Source organism: Saccharothrix sp. ST-888, from assembly GCF_000955975.1.
Taxonomy (GTDB): domain Bacteria; phylum Actinomycetota; class Actinomycetes; order Streptomycetales; family Streptomycetaceae; genus Kitasatospora.
Window position 1 is genome coordinate 1 of sequence record NZ_JYJF01000784.1, and the last position, 325, is coordinate 325.

General features: G+C 78.5%; 1 pseudogene. It reads right to left on the reverse strand.

The window, feature by feature from the left end:
- Positions 1-325, reverse strand: a pseudogene (locus UK12_RS42395) (RNA polymerase subunit sigma); the annotation flags it as partial.

The following is a 325-nucleotide window of genomic DNA, read 5'->3' on the forward strand; positions in this document are numbered from 1 at the left end:
GCGGTGAACAGCTCGGCGGCCCGGCGGTAGGAGAGCCGGCTGTGGCCGCTGTGCGGGCAGAGGTCGGCAGCGGGTGTGCCCGCGCCGGCCCGGCGGTCGGTGAGCAGCAGCGGGCCGCCCGTACGGCCGATGACCCGGAGCGGCAGCCGGCGGGCGGCCCCCGCGCGCCATTGCAACAGCGGCCGCCCCGGGCGGCGGGGGGTGCGGCGGTGGAGCAGATCCAGGTCGTCGACGTCGAGGGCGAGGATGTCCTCGACGCTGCCGCCGCACCCGCGCCGCAGCCGCCAGGTGACCTGCCACCGCAGCGTCGCGCGCATCGCGAACA